Genomic DNA, 15237 nt, shown 5'->3' on the forward strand with positions numbered 1-15237 from the left:
GAGCGAAGCTCCTCCGTTGAGGGCGGCGGTGGGGGCATCGGCGGAGAACATGCTTGGTGAGTTCCTCCGGGCCCGCCGCGAGCAGGTGAGGCCCGAGGAGATCGGCCTGCCCGCGGGCGGGTCGCGCCGGGTCGCGGGCCTGCGCCGGGAGGAGGTCGCGCTGCTGGCCGGGGTCAGCACCGACTACTACGTCCGGCTCGAACAGGGCCGCGAGCGGAACCCGTCGGCGCAGGTCGTCGACGCGCTCGCCCGCGGGCTGGCCCTGGACGAGGACGCCGCGGCCCACCTGCACCGGCTGGCCAGGCCGGTGCCCCGCACGCGGCGCCGCGCGCGGCGGCAGGAGCAGGTCAGCCCGAACCTGCTGCGCCTGATGGACGGCTGGCCGGACACCCCCGCGGTCGTCCTGGGACGCTGCCTGAACGTGCTCGCGCACAACGCGCTGGGCGAGGCACTGTTCGCCGGGCACACCCACAGCGGTGACCTGGTCCGGCTGGTGTTCCTCGACCCGGACGCCCGCGAGTTCTATCCCGACTGGGAGCGCGTCGCGGTCAACACCGTGGGCGGGCTGCGGGCGGCCGCCGGGATCGACCCGGACGACCCGCGGCTGATCGAGACCGTCGGCGAGCTGTCGGTCAAGAGCGCGGACTTCCGCCGGTTGTGGGCGCGCCACGACATCCGGCAGAAGACGCACGAGACCAAGCGGTTCCGCCACCCGCAGGTGGGCGAACTGGTCCTGAGTTACGAAGCGCTGACCGTGAACAGCGCGCCCGGCCAGCAGCTGGTCGTCTACCAGGCCGAGCCGGGCAGCCCGTCGGAAGCGGCACTGGCCCTGCTGGGCAGCCTCGCCGCCTCCTGAATTCCCGTTTCCCTTCCATCCACAATGGACGGAGTACTTCGTCGTGCCCGAAAACCCTGTCTGGTTCATCACCGGCTGCTCCACCGGCCTCGGCCGCGCACTGGCCGAAGCCGTGCTCGACCGCGGCTGGTCCGCCGCGGTCACCGCCCGCGATCCGGCGCAGGTCGCCGACCTCGCCGCAGCACACGGCGACCGCGCGCTGGCGCTCCCCCTCGACGTCACCGACCACACCCAGGTCGCCGACGCGGTGAAGCGGGCCGAAACCGTGTTCGGCCGGATCGACGTCCTGGTCAACAACGCCGGCTACGGCTACCTCGCCGCGGTCGAAGAAGGCGAGGACGAGGAGATCCGCAAGCTGTTCGACACCAACGTCTTCGGCCTCGCCGACGTCACCCGCGCGGTCCTGCCCGGCATGCGGGCCCGCCGCGCCGGGCACGTCGTCACCGTGTCGTCGCTCGGCGGGCTGGCCGCCTTCGGCGCCACCGGCTACTACCACGCGACGAAGTTCGCCGTGGAAGGCCTCTCCGAGTCCTTGGCCGCGGAGGTGGCGCCGCTGGGCATCAAGGTGACCATCGTCGAACCCGCCGCGTTCCGCACCAACTGGTCCGGTCCGTCGATGCGGCAGTCGGCCGTCCACATCGACGACTACGCCGAGACGGCAGGCGCCCGCCGCCAGGCCACCACGGCGACGTTCGGACGGCAGCCGGGCGATCCGGCCCGCGCCGCCGAAGCGGTCATCCGCGCGGTGGGCGCCGAAGAGCCGCCGCTGCGGCTGCTGCTCGGCAAGGCCGCCTACGACATCGCGACCGCGCGGCTCGCCACCCTCCAGTCCACTTTCGACACCTGGCGCGAGATCACCCTCGGCGCCGACTTCCCGGAAGGAACCGCATGAAGACAGTCCTCATCACCGGCGCGAGCAGCGGCATCGGGCGCGCCACCGCGCTGCGGCTGGCCCGCGAAGGCCATCACGTCGTGCTCGGGGCACGGCGCGAAGACCGGCTGACCGCGCTGGCGAAGGAGATCCACGACGCCGGTGGCACGGCCGACGTGTACCGCCTCGACGTCACCGACCGCGCGGACGTCGCCGGGTTCGCCGACGCCGCCGTCGAGGCACACGGGCGGCTCGACGTGTTCGTCGCCAACGCCGGCGTGATGCCGTTGTCGCGGCTGGACTCCCTGCTCGTCGACGAGTGGGACCGGATGATCGACGTCAACGTCCGCGGCCTGCTGCACGGCATCGCCGCGGCCCTGCCCCACTTCCGGCGCCAGGGCAGCGGCCACTTCGTGACGCTCGCCTCGACCGGCGCGCACGAGGTGGTGCCGACGGCCGCGGTCTACTGCGGCACCAAGTACGCGGCGCGGGCGATCACCGAGGGCCTGCGCCAGGAGGCCGAGCCCGGCATCCGCGTCACGACGGTCTCGCCGGGCGTCACGGAGTCCGAACTCGCCGACAGCATCACCGATCCCGGCGCGAAGGCGGCGATGGCGGGCTACCGCGCGGTGACGCTCCCGCCGGACGCGATCGCGGCAGCCATCTCCTACGCGATCGGGCAGCCGGAAGGCGTGGACGTCAACGAGATCGTCGTGCGGCCCACCGCCCAGCGCTGACACACCGCCGTGCCGACCCTTCAATCACGCGTGTCGACCGCTCGATCACGCGTGTCGACCGTTCCGGCACGGCATCACGCGTGATTGAAGGGGCGACACGCGTGATCAGACGGTCGACACGCGTGATCAGAGGGTCGACACGGTCAGCACTCCAGCTCGGCGATGACCCGCGGGATCTCCGCCACCAGTTCCCGTGCCAGCAGGCCGGTGCTGCCGGTGCGCGGGAGCAGGCGCTGACCGGCCACGGCGTGGACGTGCGTTGCCCAGCAGGCGGCCTGGCCTGCCGTCGCGCCGCGGGCGAGGAAGCCGCCGGTCAGGCCCGCCAGCGCGTCGCCACTGCCGGACGTCGCCAGGCCGACGTGGCCGCTGCCGTCGCGCCAGGTGCGGCCGCCCGGCTCGGCGACCACGCCCATCAGCAGCACCACCCCGCCGTAGCGCCCGGCGATGCGCACCGCCGTCTCCAGGTCGTCTACGTCCTTCTCCTCGCAGCCGTCGAGGAACGCGGCTTCGACCCGGTTCGGCGTGAGCAGCAGCCTGCCCGCCAGCGGCTCGGCCAGCGACGGCGCCCGGCTCAGCGCGCCGAGGGCGAACGCGTCGAGCACCACCCGCGTGTCCGGGGCGAGGGCGGGGACCAGCCGCCGCAGCAGGTCCTCGGTCTCGGCGGCGCCGGTCAGGCCCGGGCCGACCACGACGGTGCCCGCGCCGGGCAGCACGTCGGCCAGCCGGTCGACCGCGGCGGCGGCGATCGCGCCGGACGCGGTCTCCGGCAGGCCGAACACCGACGACTCGGGCACCGAGACGCCCAGCGCCGTCGCGTGCCGTTCGGCGACCGCCAGCTGCAGCGTGCCTGCCCCGGCTCGCAGGGCGGCGGTGCCGGACAGCGCCGGCGCGCCCGGCACCGTCCGCGCGCCGCCGATCACCAGGACGGTGCCGCGGTCGCCGGTGCCGATCCGCCAGTCCCGCAACAGGGCGGGGCTGATCGGCGCCGGGTCAGGAGAGCTGGCGGGCGGCATCGTCGTCCGCCGTCGGCGGCGTGTCGGTGGCGTGCAGGTGCCCGACCTCCTGGGCCAGCACCATTGTGAAACCGCCGTCGCGGTCGCGTTCCCATGCCGTCACCGAGCCGTTCGGGACCTCGGTCGCGTCGGCGGCGCGCAGCAGGTCGGGTTCGAGCAGCCCTTCGAGCAGATAACGCAGGGCGAAGACGGTCATCTCGTGTGCGGACAGCAGCACGCGCGCGCCGGGCCGCTGCGTGCTCAGCTCGGCGAGCAGCGACCGGATCCGCAGCACGACGTCGGCCCAGGACTCGCCGCCGGGCGGCCGGTAGTAGAACTTGCCGAGCCGCCGCTTGCGCCGCAGCTCGTCGGGCCACCGCTCGCGCACCCCGTGGGACGTCAGCAGGTCCAGCACCCCCAGTTCGCGGTCGCGCAGCCGTTCGTCCGGCACGACCGGCACGCCGTCCGGCGCGGCCAGCAGGGCGGTGTCCCAGGCACGGCGGTAGGTCGAGGTGACGACGAGGTCCGGCGGGCGGTCGGCGAGGAACTCCGCCGCGGCCTTCGCCTGCTCCCGCCCGAGGTCCGTCAGCGGCACGTCGGCGTCGCGCTCGGCGATGTCGATCACGTCCGCCCCGGCCGACTCCGCCGCTTCCCGGGCCACGTTCCCGGTGCTCTGACCGTGCCGCAGCACGCCCACCCAGTCCAAGTCGACGTTCACGACGGCCTGGTTACCCCGCCGGACCCGCCGTCGAAACCCGGGATGGTTAGGCGGGCCAACGGCCTGCGGCTAGGGTCGTTCCATGTCGCGAAGTCTCGACGCCCAGGATCGGTTGCAGCAGCTGGAGACGATCATCGGTACCCCGGCCGCCCATCTCGGGCTGACCGAGCTGCTCACCGGCACCCTGCGCCGCCTGCGCGAGGTGATGGGAGTCGACACCGCGACGGTCCTGCGCTACCAGCACAGCGGCCGCCAGCTGGTGGCCTTCGCGGCGGCCGGCATCGAGGAAGAGGTCCACCAGGGCGTGCGGGTGCCGCTCGGCAGCGGGTTCGCCGGCCGGGTGGCCGCCGAACGGGCGCCGGTCATCATCGACCACGTCGACGAGTCCACCGTGGTGAACTCCCTGCTGTGGGAACGGGGACTGCACTCCCTGCTCGGCGTCCCGATGCTCGCCGGCGCCGACCTCGTCGGCGTGCTGCACATCGGTTCCGTCGAGTCCCGGCAGTTCGGCGAGTCCGAAGTGGCCACCCTGCAGCTGGTCGCCGACCGCCTCGCGCTGGCGATCCAGATGGAGGCGCTGGAGGAGAACCGCACCGCCACCATGGCGCTGCAGCGCAGCCTGCTGCCCGCCAGCCTGCCCGAGATCCCGGGCCTGGCCTTCGGCGCGCGGTACGTGCCCGGCGCGGAAACCGGGCTGGGCGGCGACTGGTACGACCTGTTCTCCCTGCCGGGCGACCGGCTCGGCGTCGTGATGGGCGACGTCTCCGGGCACGGCCTCGACGCGGCGGTCATCATGGGACGGCTGCGCAGTGCCCTGCGCGCCTACGCCCTCGACTCCGAAAGCCCGGCCGAAGTGCTCGCCAAGCTCGGCCGCAAGGCCAACCACTTCGAGCACGGCTCGATGGCCACGGTGGCCTACGGGATCATCGGCCCGGACCGCGAGACGCTCACGCTGTCGCTGGCCGGGCACCTGCCTCCGGTCGTGGCCTTCCCCGGCGAAGCGGGCCGGCTGGCGGACGTGCACCCCGATCCCCCGATCGGGCTGACCATCGGCGAGCCGGAGCGGCGGACGAGCGTGCTCGACCTGCCGCCGGGCGCGGTGGTCGCGTTCTACACCGACGGGCTGGTCGAGCGCCGGGACCGGCCGGTCGACGTCGGCATGGAGCGGCTGGCGGAGGTCGTGCAGGCGAACGACCCCGAGCGTGTCTGCGCCCGGATCATGGCCGCGATGATCGGGAACCAGGCGGCGCAGGACGACGTCGCCCTGCTCGCCATCCAGCGGGTGGCCGTCCCGGCCGGCAGCTGACGCGGGCCGGGACGGCGCCGGTCAGGATCCGGCCAGCGCCGCCTCTCGGGTGGGAAACAGCGAGAGGCTGTCCTCGAGGCCGGTCAGCTGGATCGGGCGCAGGGTCGCCCGGCCGGACGCCACGATCCGGACCGCGGTGGCGGTGGCGGCGTTGCGGTGGATCGTCAGCAGGGCGGTCAGCCCGGGCGAGGCGAGGAACTCGACGCGGCTCAGGTCCACCACCAGCACCGGCGGTTCCTGGGCCAGTGCTTCGTCCGCGGCCTGCACGAGCGCCGGTGCCGTTGTCGTGTCCACGTCCCCGGCGACCTCGACGACGACCGCGCCGTCCTGCTCCGTCCGGCCGATCCGGAACTCCCCGAACGGCACAGCGGTGGCCGAGCCTTCGGCGTGGGTGTGCTCGGTCATGATTCTTCTCCTCGCCTTCGGCGGCCGCGCCGGAAGCTCCGGCGGGCAGCATGTTCTCGAAGGCTGTCTGCTCAACCCCCGTCCAATCATGCCTGCCCGGGCGACACGCCGCCGCGTCAGGCGTCGCCCGGCTTTCCGCAACGCCCCCGAGCAGGCAAGATGAGCGCCATGGCCGAAAGGGACGTGACCGGGAACTCACTCGGCGACGCGGCGAGCTCCGCGGGAGCGGCGCGGCTGGAGGACCGGGACGGCACGGCCGTGCTGCACGTCGAGGGGGCACTCGACCTCGCGCTGGCCCCGAAGCTGCGGCAGCTCGCCGAGCGCGCGGCACGGCAGCGGCCGGAGCTGCTCGTCATCGACCTGACCGGCGTCACCTTCCTGGCCTCGGCCGGCATGGCCGAGCTCGTCCGGGCACACCGCGCGACCGCGGCGCTGCGGGTCGTGGCAGGCGGCCGGATCACCCTGCGGCCGCTGGAACTGACCCGGCTGACCGACGAGCTCGCGATCTATCCGTCACTGTCCGCGGCACTGGCGGCCCGATGACGGCCCGGCCCGGGTTCGACGCGGTGCGCCGGGCGTTCGTCGGCCCGGACGGCACCGCGGTGGCCACCGAAGTCCGTCCGCTGGGCCCGGCCGAAGCACGGGCCGTGCTCGGCGACCACGTCGCGGTGGCCGTCACCGACCGCCCAATCCTGGAAAATCTGGTACCCGGCAAGGAAATCACCCACGCGGTCGCGGTCGGCAACGGCGACCGCGGCGCACTGGTCTACACCACGCGGGACGCGGGTGAGCTGTCGACGCTCGTCGCGGACGCGATCGAAGCGGCCACCGCGGACCTGGCAGGCACCGTCCGGCGGCTGCAGGGCGAAGCCGTTGTCCTCGACGCACTGCACTCCACCGGCCGCGAGCTGACCGCCCAGCTCGACATCGACCGGATCGTGCAGGACGCGACCGACGCGGCCACGAAGGCCACCGGAGCCGCCTTCGGCGCGTTCTTCTACAACCTGGTCGACGAGTTCGGCGAGTCGTACACGCTGTACACGATCTCGGGGGTGCCGCGGGAGGCGTTCGCCCGCTTCCCGATGCCGCGCAACACCGCCGTGTTCGCGCCGACGTTCGACGGCACCGGCACCGTCCGCAGCGGCGACATCAGGAAGGACGCGCGGTTCGGGAAGAACGCGCCGTACCACGGGATGCCGGCCGGGCACCTGCCGGTGTGCAGCTACCTGGCCGTCCCGGTGATCAGCCCGACCACCGGCGAGGTGCTGGGCGGGTTCTTCTTCGGCCACCCGGAACCGGACCGGTTCACCACGCGGCACGAGTACCTCGCCGATGGCATTGCCGGCTATTCGGCGATCGCACTGGACAACGCCCGCCTCTACGAACGCGAGCGCACCCTGGCCACGGAACTGTCCCGGAGCATGCTGCCGGTCGCGCCGCCCACTCCCGGCCTCGACGTGCTGACCCGGTACCTGCCCGCGGCGACCGGCAGCAAGGTGGGCGGCGACTGGTTCGACGTCATCCCGCTGCCTTCGGGCGCCACCTCGTTCGTCATCGGCGACGTCGTCGGCCACGGCGTCACGGCGGCGACGGTGATGGGCCAGGTCCGCACCGCCGTCCGCAGCTACGCGCGGCTGGAGCTGCCGCCCTCGGAGGTGCTGCGCAACGTCTCCGAGCTGACCGGCGGGCTGTTCGGCGAAAGCTTCGTCACCTGCTTCTACGCGGTCCACCGGCCGGACGACGGCACGCTGACCTACGCCAACGCCGGTCACCTGCCCGCGATCCTGGTCCGGCCCGGCGAAGCACCCGAGCAGATCGGCGAGGCACTGGCGCAGCCGCTGGGCATCGGCACGACGTTCCCGCAGCGCACCACCGCGTTCCCGCGCGGCGCGGACCTGGTGCTCTACACCGACGGGCTGGTGGAAAGCCGCACCCGCGACCTCACGCTGGGGATCGAGTGGCTGCTGGCGGGCATCCCCGCCCTGCTGGCGGCGCCCGACCTCGGCGCGGCCTGGGACAAGCTGGTGGGGGAACTGACCGGCGGACAGCACGACGACGACATCGCCGTCATCCACGTGCGCCACCGCGGAGAGGACGGACGATGACGGACCCCCTCCCTCCGGGCGCGCCAGCTCCTCCGGTCACCTTCCACCGGCGCACACCCGCCGTCGCCGAGCGGCTCCCGGACGTGCGCGAAGCGCTGTCCCGCTGGCTCGGCACCCTCGGCCTGGGCCCCGACCAGCAGGAAGACGTCGTCCTCGCCGCCTACGAGGCCATGGCCAACTCGGCCGAGCACGCCTACCGCGACGGCCCGCCGGGCCCGATCGACGTCCATGCCGAAGCACTCCCGGAACGGCTGACCGTGACGATCACCGACTACGGAACGTGGCGCCCGCCGACGGCGACGAACGGGCTGCGCGGCCGTGGCCTGCTGCTCGTCGACAGCCTCGCCGACCACAGCGCCCAGGTGCACCGCGAGGACGGCACCACGCTGACGATGACCTGGCTGCGCGAGGCCCCTTGAACGGTTGATCGCGGCCCGATTGGGTAAGCGGGCCGCAGCGACGGCCGCCGGGAGGGTTGAGCTGCCGGCTGTCGCCAGGTGGCCCCGGCGCCAACCCACGACGTTCAGCAGCGAGCGGCGGGCCGGAGCCACCGCCCCCATCCGGTATTGCGGCAGGAGCGCTTCCCGCGGGTAAGGTCGGGGCAGTTGGCCGTTGAAGCAGCAGCGATCCGACACCCCATCGCATCCGTCCGGGACGGAGCTGACCAGTGACCGGTGACCCGATCCTGCCCGAGCACCTCGACGAGCTGACCGCCGCGATGGCGGACCTCACCGACGCGCTGGAGTCCGAACCCGCCGAGGCCGAGATCCTCGACGCCGTCTGCGCCGAGGCGATCCGCGCCGTCCCGGGTGCCGACATGGCCAGCATCACCGCAATCCGCGACGGCGAGCCGGAAACCGCCGCCGCCACCGACGAACGAGCCGTGTCGATCGACCGCGTCCAGTACGCGGCGGACGCCGGCCCGTGCCTGCAGGCAGCCGAAACCGGCGAGATCGTCCGGGTCCCGCTCGCCACGGCAGGCCAGGCGTGGCCCGAGTTCACCGACCACGCCCGCGGCCTCGGCGTCGGCAGCTACCTGGCCGCACCGCTGCGCGTGGACGAGCACCTCTCCGGCGCACTCAACCTGTTCGGCTTCGGCGACCACGGCTTCGCCGAGACGGACTCCCGCCTGCTGGAGCTGTACACGACGATCGTCTCGTTCGGCCTGCGCACGACCCGCCGCTACCGCCAGGCACGCCAGCGGGCCACGGAACTGGAGGCGGCCATGCGCTCGCGCGCGGTGATCGAGCAGGCCAAGGGCATCCTGATGGCCGTCCACCGCATCTCCGCCGACGACGCGATGAAACGCCTGGTCGTGGAGTCGCAGCACACCAACGTCAAGCTGCGGGAGATCGCCACCAAGTTCGTCGAGAACCTGTCCGCGGGCTAACGCCCCAAGGTGGCCTTGGGGCGCTCGTCCCGGCCGTCGACCGCCGCGCAGCGCCCACCGGCGGTCAGGCGGTCAGGCGGTGTGGCGCACGGGGAACGGCCAGGTCAGCGTGATGACCGTGCCGTTGTCGGTCGAGCGCAGGTCCAGCCCGTCCACCAGCGCCTGGATCAGGCGCAGGCCGCGGCCGCCGTCGGCGCGCTCGGCCAGCGTCGCCCAGCGGCCCTGGTCGGCCACCGTGACGATCAGGACGTCGTCGTCGATGCGGGCCCGGACGTCGATCAGGCCGGGGCGTCCCCGGTAGGCGTGGTCCAGGACGTTGGCCATCGCCTCCCAGCAGGCGAGGACGACGTCGTCGGCCTGCCGCCCGACCTCGTCGCCTGCCCGCCGCCGCAGCCAGGACACCAGGTGCCGGCGCAGGCTCGGCAGCGTCCGTGGCGAAATCGTGCCGCGGTACCGCCAACCGTCCGATCCTTGCTGGTCCACGTTCACCTCCTCGGGGGACTAGTGGGTTTGCTACCCACGGGTCCGGATTCTCAATCACCGGTAAAGCCGTTCGGACCTGGTGCGCCGCCGGGCGCCGTGATCGGATGGGCCGATGACTCGGTCGACGTCGTCCGTGGTGCTGTGCGCGGTGCTGGCCGCCGCCCTTCTCCCCGCCCCCGTTGCCGCCGCGGCACCGGCGCCGGGGCCGGGCGCGGTGTCCCACTTCGGCCTGGCCCGCAAGGACTGCCTCGGCACCGCCCGCAACACCACGAGCAAGGCGTGGTTCACCGTGGCGGGCGGGGTGCTCTCCGACGTCTACGCGCCGGTGATCGACAACACGAACGTCGAAACCCTCCAGTTCGCCGTCACCGACGGACGCACCTTCACCGACCTGCAGGCCCGCGACATGACCTACACCGTGCGCACGAGCGCGGGCGGGATGGCGTGCGAGGTGACCTCGACCCCGCGCAGCGGCGCCTACCGGCTGGTCACCGAGTACCTGGCCGATCCGGCCCGCACCGGCGTGCTCATCCGCACCCGCCTGGACCCGCTGCGGGACTCCGGCCGCGATCTGAAGGTCTACGTGCGGTTCGACGCGAGCATCAACGGCAACGGCGGAGGCGGCCCCGCCAACGGCGGCGGGGACACCGCGAGCGTCGACGCCGCGACGAGCGCGCTGGTCAGCGCCGACGCGAACACCGTCTCGAGCGCGCCGGCCCGCGACTACGGCACCCCGCTGGCCGCCGCGTTGCGCGCCGACCGGCGGTTCCTGGCCACCTCCAGCGGGTTCGCCGGCACCGCGGGTGACGGGCTGGCCCAGCTGGACCGCGACCACCGGCTCACCGACACGACGTCCTCGGCCGTCGACGGCAACGTCGTGCAGACCGCGCAGCTGGACCTGCAGCCGCGCCGCCCGGCCGTGCTGGCACTGGGTTTCGGCGCGGACGCGCGGGAGGCCGTCCGGACCGCGGGCGCGAGCCTGCGCACGCCGTTCGACCAGAGCCGCCGGGAGTACGCGCGCGAATGGCGCGAGTACGACGAGAGCCTGATTCCCTTGCGCGGCAAGGATTCCGACGCCTACTACCAGTCGGTCAACGTGCTGAAGGCCAGTGAGGACAAGACGTTCCCCGGCGCCGTCGTCGCGTCGCTGGGCAGCCCGTGGGGGCAGGCGGTGTCCGCGGGCGACGCACCCGGCGGCAAGCCGGTGTACTTCGGTTCCTACCGCGAGATCTTCGCCCGCGACCTGTACGAGAGCTTCTCCGGTCTCCTCGCCGCGGGCGACCGCGAGACGGCGCGCGCCAGCGTGCGCTGGCTGTTCACGCGCCAGCAGCAGCCCGACGGCCGCTTCCCGCGCAACTCGCTGCTCAACGGCAGGAAGGCCCCGGACTCCGGCGGCGACCAGCTCGACGAGAGCGCGTACCCGATCCTGATGGCGCTGCAGGCCGGGCTCGACCGCGACCGCGCGCTCTACACCGGGCACATCCGCGCGGCCGCCGACTTCGTCGTCGCGCACGGCCCGGCGTTCGGCTCCGAGCGCTGGGAAGAGCAGGGCGGCTACTCCCCTTCGACGATCGCCGCGGAGATCGCCGGGCTCGTCGCCGCGGGTGTGATCGCCGACCGCAACGGCGATCCGGCCCGCGCCCGCGTCTACCGCGCGACCGCCGACCACTTCCAGCGCAGCATCAAGGGCTGGACGGTCACGCGGAACGGCCCGTACGGCGGCCGGTACTTCCTGCGCCTGACCAAGAACGGCAACCCCGACTCGGAGTGGATCTACAACCTGGGCAACGGCTCGATCGACGCCGACCAGCGCGCGGTCGTCGACGCCGGGTTCCTCGAACTGCCGCGCCTGGGCGTGCTGCCCGCGGACGACCCGGACGTCGCTGCTTCGCTGGCCGTCGTGGACCGCGTGATCAAGCGGGACACCCCGGCCGGGCCGGGCTGGTACCGCTACGGCACGTCGGCGGCGGGCAGCGAGGACGGCTACGGCGACTGCTACGAGCCCGATCCGACGAGCTGCGGCCCGACCGGCGCGCCGTGGCCGTCGGCGAACACCGGGTCGGGGCACCTGTGGCCGGTGCTCGCCGGCGAGCGCGGCGAACACGCCGTGCAGACCGGCGACCGCGCAGGCGCGGCGGCGCTGCTGCGCGCGATGCGGGCACAGACCGGCGGCACGGGCCTGATTCCCGAGCAGATCTGGGAAAACCCGGCGGTGCCCGCGTCGCCGTACGGCTCGGATCCGCGGACGGCGTCGATCGGCTTCACGCCGGGGCAGTCGGTCGGTTCGGTGGCGCCGCTGAGCTGGGCGCAGTCGCAGTCGGTGCGGCTGGCCAGGGCCGTGGCGGACGGACGGCTGCCCGAGCAGCCCGCGGACGTGCGCAACCGGTATGTCACACCGCCCGCGGCCCTGACGGTGACGCTCGACGCTCCCGCGTCGGTGTCCACGGCGACCGCCACGGTCACCGGCACCGCGCCCGCGGGCAGCCAGGTCGACCTCGCCGTCTCGGCGACGGACGCGGGAACCACGACGGTGGTGTCCACCCGGGCGTCGGCGGCGGGCACGTTCGGCGCGACGGTGCCGACGCCGCTGGGCGCGAACGTCGTCACCGCGACGGCGACGGGCGCCGGAACCGGCTACGCGCAGAAGACGATCAGCTCGGACTTCGTCACCGGCACGGTCCTGCTCGACACGACCGACCCGGACGGCGACGACAACGGCCCCGGCACGTACACGTACCCGACGGCCGGGGACTTCCACGCCGGCGCGTTCGACCTGCAGCGGTTCCAGATCATCGATTCGGGCACCCAGCTGGTGTTCCGCACGCAGGTGCGCGACCTGACGCCGACGTTCGGCTCGCCGCTGGGCGCGCAGCTGCTGACGATCTACGCCCACGACCCGGCGGCGACGGCGACGTCCACCGCGGCGCCGTTCCCGAGCCGCGCGTACACGATCGCGCCGCAGGACGCGTGGAGCCGCCGCATCGAGGTCCAGGGATTCGCGGAACCGTCGCTCGTGGACGCGTCGGGCGCTTCGCAGGCGACGCCATCCGTGCAGGCTTCGCAGGCGACGCGGTACATCACGGTCAGCGTGGCGAAGTCCGCGCTGGGAACACCGGGCCCTGGCTGGAGTTTCGCGGTCGTCCTCACCGGACAGGACGGCAACTCCCCGGACCAGGCACGGCCGTTCACGCCGACGGCGGGTCAGTACACGTTCGGCCTCTGCGCGCCCGGTGGAACGGCGCCGATCTGCGCGGCGGACCCGGCCGGCGCGCCCAAGGCGTTCGACGTGCTGACGCCGCCGGGCGTGGATCAGCGAACCGAGCTGGACCCGACACGGGGCCCGGTCGCGATCCGCGGCATCGGCGTGGGCTGATCTGGCAGTCTGGTGGGCATGATCGACGAGTTCGCGAAGGAATACCTGCACAGCGACCTGCGGGAGACGCGGGAGGTGCTGCTGGAGAAGCTCGACGGGCTCGGCGAGTACGACATCCGCCGTCCCCAGACGGGGACCGGCACGAACCTGCTCGGCCTGGTCAAGCACCTGACGCTGACGGAGGCCCGCTACTTCGGCGAGATCTTCGGCCGCCCGTACCCGGAGCCGCTGCCCCGCTGGGACGACACGACGCAGCGCGGCAGAGACCACTGGGCGACCGAGCACGAGTCCCGCGCGCAGATCATCGAGGGCTACCGGCGGGCGTGGGCGCACGCGGACGCGACGATCGAGGCTCTTCCCATCGACGCGCCGGGCCACGTGCCGTGGTGGCCGCGCCCGGACGTCAAGCTGTTCAACATCCTGGTCCACGTGCTGACCGAGACGGCCCGGCATGCGGGCCATGCGGACATCCTGCGAGAGCACCTCGACGGCGCAACGAGTTACCTGGGCCTGGAGCGCGGCGAGGACTTCTGGACGGCCCGGCACGCGGAGATCGAGCGGGCAGCCCGCGCGGCCGCCCAGTCCTGATCCACTGTGGACGCTGACTTCAGAGTGGTTCGAGTCCGGTCAGCGCCACACTTTCCACCCACAACCGCGCGGCAGCGGCGGGGTCGGCCAGGTTCGCCCAGAGTGGTTCGAGCCGTGGCCGTCCCCGCAGGCCGAACACGCGCGGGCCCCACAGCTGCCCGCCGTCGACGTCCGGGCCCAGCACCGCGCGGACGGCGGGCCGCGCGCCGGCGTCCTTGCCCTGCAGCACCACCCGGGCGGGAAGCCCGCGCAGCCACTGCCCGGCCGTGCGGGTGTGCACCGGCGGCCGCGACGGCGTCAGCGAGTCGAGCGCGCCACCGGGGTGGGCCAGCACGCTGAGCCGGTTCGAGCCGACGGCGCGCCATCGCCGGTCGAGTTCCAGCGCGAACAGCATCTGGGCGAGCTTGGAGCGTTCGTAGGCGCGCTTCGGGTCGTAGTCGCGCTTGCTCTGCAGGTCGTCGAAGTCGAGGCGCGCGGTCTTGGCCGCGAAGCTGCCGGTGGTGACGATCCGCGCGTCCGGCGCCAGGACCGGCAGCAGCCGCGCGACGAGCGCGAAGTGGCCGAGGTGGTTGGTGCCGAACATCAGCTCGTGCCCATCGGCGGTCTCGCGCCGCGGCGGGCGGTCGAGCAGGACACCGGCGTTGCAGACGACGGCGTCGAGTTCCCCGGTGTCCACGGAGGCGAGCGACCCGAGGTCGGCAAGATCGATCCGGACGCAGTCCACCCGGGCCCCGGCAACCCGGGCCCGGATCGCCCCGGCCGCGGCCTGCGCCTTCAAGGGGTCCCGGCTGCCGATCACGACGACGGCGCCCGCGGAAGCCAGCTGCTCGGCGGCGAAGTAGCCGATCCCGGCGTTGCCCCCGGTGACCAGGACGCGTTTCGGTGGCACAGCTCAGAGTTTGCTGAGGCCGTGCAGGATACGCTGCATGAGGTCGACGCTGGGCCGGTTGGAGTTGCCCTTCCGGACGGTGTGCACGAAGACGAGCCCGCGATCGGCCAGATCGGAAAGCAGCACCCGGGCAACACCGAGCGGCAGCCGCCGCCGGGCGGCCACCTCGGCGACCGACTGGGAGGTGGTGCACAGGACACAGATGGCGGACTCTTCCTGCGTGCTCCCCCGCACGATGGTCCGGCCGCGCGCGGTGGTCGAGACGAGCGTCTCGACGGGCAGATCCCGCGTAGGCCGCGTCCGGCCATGGGTCCGGAAGTAGGGTCGAACCAACCCCGCGGCCCCTCCCTCATCGAGCACGCTCCCCCAGTACACAGCCAACTCCTCACGGCGATTAATCCCGGTCGGCGATTATTCGACACGGTGATCCACTCCCGCCGCAATCGACCGAACAGAGCAACGTCAGAGAAGTCGCAGGTCAGAGCGTTGAACACCGATCAGGTCGGGCTCGATGTTTAGCAGAA

16 protein-coding genes are annotated in these 15237 nt (G+C 73.1%); 10 read left to right on the top strand and 6 right to left on the bottom strand.

Going from position 1 to position 15237, the window contains the following annotated elements; genetic code table 11:
* Positions 1-49: 49 nt before the first annotated feature.
* From ABJI51_RS38125 to ABJI51_RS38135, 3 genes are read left to right on the top strand one after another with little or no spacing between them, the layout of a single operon-like run.
* Positions 50-856 carry a helix-turn-helix transcriptional regulator gene (locus ABJI51_RS38125; RefSeq protein WP_348956135.1) on the top strand — a complete coding sequence of 269 codons (807 nt, stop codon included), beginning with the start codon at positions 50-52 and terminating at the stop codon, positions 854-856.
* A gap of 43 nt (positions 857-899) precedes the next feature.
* Positions 900-1748: an oxidoreductase gene (locus ABJI51_RS38130; protein ID WP_348956016.1), complete on the top strand. Its 849-nt coding sequence runs from the start codon at positions 900-902 to the stop codon at positions 1746-1748.
* On the top strand, positions 1745-2464 hold the full coding sequence (locus tag ABJI51_RS38135) for an SDR family oxidoreductase (RefSeq protein WP_348956017.1): 720 nt from the start codon (positions 1745-1747) through the stop codon (positions 2462-2464). The genes ABJI51_RS38130 and ABJI51_RS38135 overlap by 4 nt, the downstream gene beginning before the upstream one ends.
* A 143-nt stretch (positions 2465-2607) precedes the next feature.
* Here the strand turns inward: ABJI51_RS38135 and ABJI51_RS38140 are convergent, their stop codons facing one another.
* Both ABJI51_RS38140 and ABJI51_RS38145 read right to left on the bottom strand, forming a co-directional pair.
* A complete protein-coding gene (locus ABJI51_RS38140) occupies positions 2608-3477 on the bottom strand; it encodes an NAD(P)H-hydrate dehydratase (protein WP_348956018.1) in 870 nt (289 codons plus the stop codon).
* Positions 3455-4174 carry a histidine phosphatase family protein gene (locus tag ABJI51_RS38145; RefSeq protein WP_348956019.1) on the bottom strand — a complete coding sequence of 240 codons (720 nt, stop codon included), beginning with the start codon at positions 4172-4174 and terminating at the stop codon, positions 3455-3457. The genes ABJI51_RS38140 and ABJI51_RS38145 overlap by 23 nt, the downstream gene beginning before the upstream one ends.
* 82 nt (positions 4175-4256) lie before the next feature.
* On the opposite strand from ABJI51_RS38145, the gene ABJI51_RS38150 reads away from it, so the two are divergent.
* Positions 4257-5480: a PP2C family protein-serine/threonine phosphatase gene (locus ABJI51_RS38150; RefSeq protein WP_348956020.1), complete on the top strand. Its 1224-nt coding sequence runs from the start codon at positions 4257-4259 to the stop codon at positions 5478-5480.
* 21 nt (positions 5481-5501) lie between these two features.
* Here ABJI51_RS38150 and ABJI51_RS38155 read toward each other — a convergent pair whose 3' ends face one another.
* Positions 5502-5885: an STAS domain-containing protein gene (locus tag ABJI51_RS38155; RefSeq protein WP_348956021.1), complete on the bottom strand. Its 384-nt coding sequence runs from the start codon at positions 5883-5885 to the stop codon at positions 5502-5504.
* A 168-nt stretch (positions 5886-6053) separates the two neighbouring features.
* Here ABJI51_RS38155 and ABJI51_RS38160 point away from each other — a divergent pair, with 168 nt between their 5' ends.
* The 4 genes from ABJI51_RS38160 to ABJI51_RS38175 all read left to right on the top strand — a co-directional run bounded on the left by ABJI51_RS38160 (position 6054) and on the right by ABJI51_RS38175 (position 9380).
* A complete protein-coding gene (locus tag ABJI51_RS38160) occupies positions 6054-6428 on the top strand; it encodes an STAS domain-containing protein (RefSeq protein WP_348956022.1) in 375 nt (124 codons plus the stop codon).
* The gene (locus ABJI51_RS38165; protein ID WP_348956023.1) at positions 6425-7990 is read left to right on the top strand and encodes a PP2C family protein-serine/threonine phosphatase; all 1566 of its coding nucleotides are present in this window, start codon (positions 6425-6427) and stop codon (positions 7988-7990) included. Before ABJI51_RS38160 ends, ABJI51_RS38165 begins: the two co-directional genes overlap by 4 nt.
* Positions 7987-8409: an ATP-binding protein gene (locus ABJI51_RS38170; protein ID WP_348956024.1), complete on the top strand. Its 423-nt coding sequence runs from the start codon at positions 7987-7989 to the stop codon at positions 8407-8409. Before ABJI51_RS38165 ends, ABJI51_RS38170 begins: the two co-directional genes overlap by 4 nt.
* A gap of 248 nt (positions 8410-8657) precedes the next feature.
* Entirely contained in the window at positions 8658-9380 is a 723-nt protein-coding gene (locus ABJI51_RS38175) for a GAF and ANTAR domain-containing protein (RefSeq protein WP_348956025.1), read from the top strand.
* Between the two features lie 72 nt (positions 9381-9452).
* On the opposite strand, the gene ABJI51_RS38180 is transcribed toward ABJI51_RS38175, so the two are convergent.
* Positions 9453-9863: an ATP-binding protein gene (locus ABJI51_RS38180; RefSeq protein WP_348956026.1), complete on the bottom strand. Its 411-nt coding sequence runs from the start codon at positions 9861-9863 to the stop codon at positions 9453-9455.
* A gap of 112 nt (positions 9864-9975) precedes the next feature.
* Between ABJI51_RS38180 and ABJI51_RS38185 the strand changes: the two genes are divergently transcribed.
* Together ABJI51_RS38185 and ABJI51_RS38190 are read left to right on the top strand one after the other, a co-directional pair.
* On the top strand, positions 9976-13236 hold the full coding sequence (locus tag ABJI51_RS38185; protein WP_348956027.1) for a glucodextranase DOMON-like domain-containing protein: 3261 nt from the start codon (positions 9976-9978) through the stop codon (positions 13234-13236).
* Positions 13237-13254: 18 nt separating this feature from the next.
* Positions 13255-13824, top strand: coding sequence for a DinB family protein (locus ABJI51_RS38190; RefSeq protein ID WP_348956028.1), 570 nt, complete (start codon positions 13255-13257; stop codon positions 13822-13824).
* 19 nt (positions 13825-13843) lie between these two features.
* Here the strand turns inward: ABJI51_RS38190 and ABJI51_RS38195 are convergent, their stop codons facing one another.
* On the bottom strand, positions 13844-14713 hold the full coding sequence (locus ABJI51_RS38195) for an SDR family NAD(P)-dependent oxidoreductase (RefSeq protein WP_348956029.1): 870 nt from the start codon (positions 14711-14713) through the stop codon (positions 13844-13846).
* Positions 14714-14716: 3 nt separating this feature from the next.
* Complete coding sequence (locus ABJI51_RS38200) at positions 14717-15088, bottom strand: DUF742 domain-containing protein (RefSeq protein ID WP_348956030.1); 372 nt, start codon at positions 15086-15088, stop codon at positions 14717-14719.
* Between the last annotated feature and the right edge of the window lie 149 nt (positions 15089-15237).

The sequence above is a fragment of the Amycolatopsis melonis genome (assembly GCF_040064235.1).
GTDB lineage: Bacteria > Actinomycetota > Actinomycetes > Mycobacteriales > Pseudonocardiaceae > Amycolatopsis > Amycolatopsis melonis.